Raw genomic sequence first — 2764 nt, 5'->3', positions numbered from 1 at the left:
AACTTGCGAAGTGCAGAATCAAGGGCGACGAAGCCGTCTTCACCCCCGGCGTCCCTGTCCAGCTTCGTCGGGTTATAGGATTTCTTGCCGCGACCGACATCGATCGAGCTGAAAATTGGAGAAATGGTGAGCGTGTCGATGCCGAGATTATTCAGGTACGGCACTATTGCAGCGGTGTCATTGAAGGACAATCCGTCCCTCAATTGAATGCGATAGGCGGAATTGGGTAAGGCCATAGTCTTCACGCAACCCGTTCATTGGCAGAGTGATGATCGCCATGTTGCAGCGCATGGAGATATTCCCGCTGCCACCATTGGGCATCGCGATCGACGACGCGTTTCAGAAGCTTGCGATGGCGCAGTTGCCGCTCTTCCAGCGGCATTGTGACAGCCGTCTTCAAAGCGTGCGCAACCTCGCTGATGTCGTAAGGATTGACAATGAGCGCCTCGCTCAGTTCCTCGGCTGCACCGGCGAACTTGGAGAGGATGAGGATGCCTGGATCCTTGTTGTCCTGAGCGGCGATGTATTCTTTGGCCACAAGGTTCATTCCGTCCCGCAACGGCGTTATCAGCCCGATCAGACTTGCCCGAAACAGAGGGGCCAGCTTTTCTCTTGGAATGTTGCGATTGATGTATTGGACAGGCGCCCAGTTGAAATCCGCGAATCTGCCATTGACCGCGCCGGCAAGCTGCTCGAGTTCGGCCTTGATATCGGAATAGGCGGTAACATCTTCCCTGGATGGCGAAGCAATCTGCAGGTAGTCCGCATGCCCCTGATATTCCGGACAAATCTCCAGAAATTTTCTAAAGGCTTTCATGCGGTGCGGCAGGCCTTTCGAATAGTCGAGGCGATCCGCAGAAATGACCTGGAAGCGCTTCAGAACGGTACGGCGCATGCGTTCGAGTTCGATCGTATCGTCGGTTCTAGCCGACACTTTCGCAAACTGCTTCACATCGATGCCGATGGGGAAATGCCCGATATGGACTGTGCGATCGTTGACGCGGACAAGTTCCGGCGAAATGATTGCCGCATCGGAATGTTCTTTCAGATAGCGATGAAAATTATGGACGTCATTGATCGTCTGGAAGCCGATGAGATCAAACTGCAGCATGCAATAACGCAGCCATTCGTGGCGAGGGACGGCGGAGAAGATGTCGGCAGAGGGGAACGGGATGTGCAGGAAAAATCCGATCCTGTTCTTGTGTCCCCGTTTGCGGAGCTCAGCAGCCATGGGTATCAGATGGTAGTCGTGCACCCAGATAACGTCGTCATCCCGCAAATGCGGACTGATCATCTCCGCGAACTTCGCATTGGTTGCAGAATAGCAATCCACAAACTCCATGCGATAATCCATCAGGTCAAGGCGATAATGAAAGGCGGGCCAGAGGACCTTGTTGGCGAAGCCGAGGTAGTATTTTTCGTGTTCCTGGCTCGTCAGTGGGGTCGTCAGGCTCGTGACATTGCCATGGGTCTGAATTTTGGTTGTTGCGGTTTCTTCGGCGTCTACGACACTTCCGTCCCAGCCGGCCCAAAGGCCGCCTTGAGCTTTAAGTGCATCCACGATACCGACAGCGAGTCCGCCAATTTGAGTATTCTTTCCCAAATTCGCCGTGCGATTTGAGATTACGACTAGCCGTCCCATAAAATGTCCCTTGCATGCAGTCAGGACTCTAACCAACTCTTCAAATTCATGATGGTTCCGGAAAAAAGTGGCAGCAAGTCAACTTTCATTGAACGATTTCGGGCTGGTTGAGTTCATCAATGATGAGAGTTCGAGCAAAGGAAACAGATATGCAGCCGAGTACGGCGGTTGATAATGCAAACCATCCACTGCCAGACGATCTGAATGGTTGGGCGCTTTTCATAGACATTGACGGCACGCTGATTGATCTTGCGGCAACGCCTGAAAGCATCGTCATTCCCCCAGAGTTACCGCTTCAACTCATGAAGCTTTCGCAAAAGGTAGATGGTGCCATGGCGCTTGTGACCGGCCGTTCCATCGCTGCAGTCGATGCGATGTTTGAACCCTATCACTTCACCGTCGCAGGACTTCATGGCGCGGAAATCCGCAGGGAAAATGCAGAAATTCTCCGGAAGGGGATGGAGCCAGCAGCGCTCGACCGCCCGCGCATGGTGTTGCAGAAATTTGCGAGCCGATGGCCGGGTATGGTGATCGAAGACAAGGGCTCGGGGCTCGCCGTGCACTACCGTCAGGTGCCGGAAGCGGCCATTGCCGCCACGCATGCAGTCGATGGCCTGGTCAAGGACCTCGGTTTTGGGTGGAAGCGCCAGGATGGCAAGATGGTCATCGAAATTGGACCTGCCGGAACCAACAAAGGCATGGCGGTCGCGCACTTCATGGAGACCGCACCCTATGCAGGCCGCAAGCTCCTCGTGATGGGCGATGATCTGACCGACGAGACCATGTTCCGCCTTGCCAACGAAACAGGAGGGCGCTCGGTGAGGGTGGGCGATCCGCCTTTCGAGAGCGTTGCCGAATTCAAGCTGGACTCTGCAGATACTGTTCGATCATGGATCGCCACGATGGTGGCTCAACAATGATTTTGCGCCGCCGAGTGACCACCCTGACGGGGCTATTGTCTCTGGCTTAATTTTTCCGATTCGCGTATGTTTTGTCTTGTGCAGGTTTAGGTCCATTGGTACCGCCTCTAGCATGGTACCACTGGTGCCTTTCCCGCTCGAAACGAGATTGGGAGAATTGCTCATGGCACAATTTCATGTGATCGCTGGCGCAAATGATACC

General features: G+C 54.1%; 3 protein-coding genes. 1 reads left to right on the top strand and 2 read right to left on the bottom strand.

The window, feature by feature from the left end:
* A partial coding sequence (locus ACXJ5O_RS23700; protein WP_457302044.1) for a hypothetical protein occupies nucleotides 1-245 on the bottom strand: 245 nt, incomplete at its 3' end.
* Nucleotides 242-1603, bottom strand: a complete 1362-nt coding sequence (locus ACXJ5O_RS23695; protein WP_457302043.1) for an alpha,alpha-trehalose-phosphate synthase (UDP-forming) — start codon at nucleotides 1601-1603, stop codon at nucleotides 242-244. The genes ACXJ5O_RS23700 and ACXJ5O_RS23695, both read right to left, overlap by 4 nt.
* A 188-nt stretch (nucleotides 1604-1791) precedes the next feature.
* Between ACXJ5O_RS23695 and otsB the strand changes: the two genes are divergently transcribed.
* Nucleotides 1792-2562 carry a trehalose-phosphatase gene (gene otsB / locus ACXJ5O_RS23690; protein WP_457302042.1) on the top strand — a complete coding sequence of 257 codons (771 nt, stop codon included), beginning with the start codon at nucleotides 1792-1794 and terminating at the stop codon, nucleotides 2560-2562.
* The last annotated feature ends 202 nt before the right edge of the window (nucleotides 2563-2764 follow it).

Source organism: Phyllobacterium sp. P5_D12 (assembly GCF_054049495.1).
The sequence above is the reverse complement of the archived record's forward strand: the minus strand, read 5'-3'. Positions and strand labels throughout refer to the sequence as shown.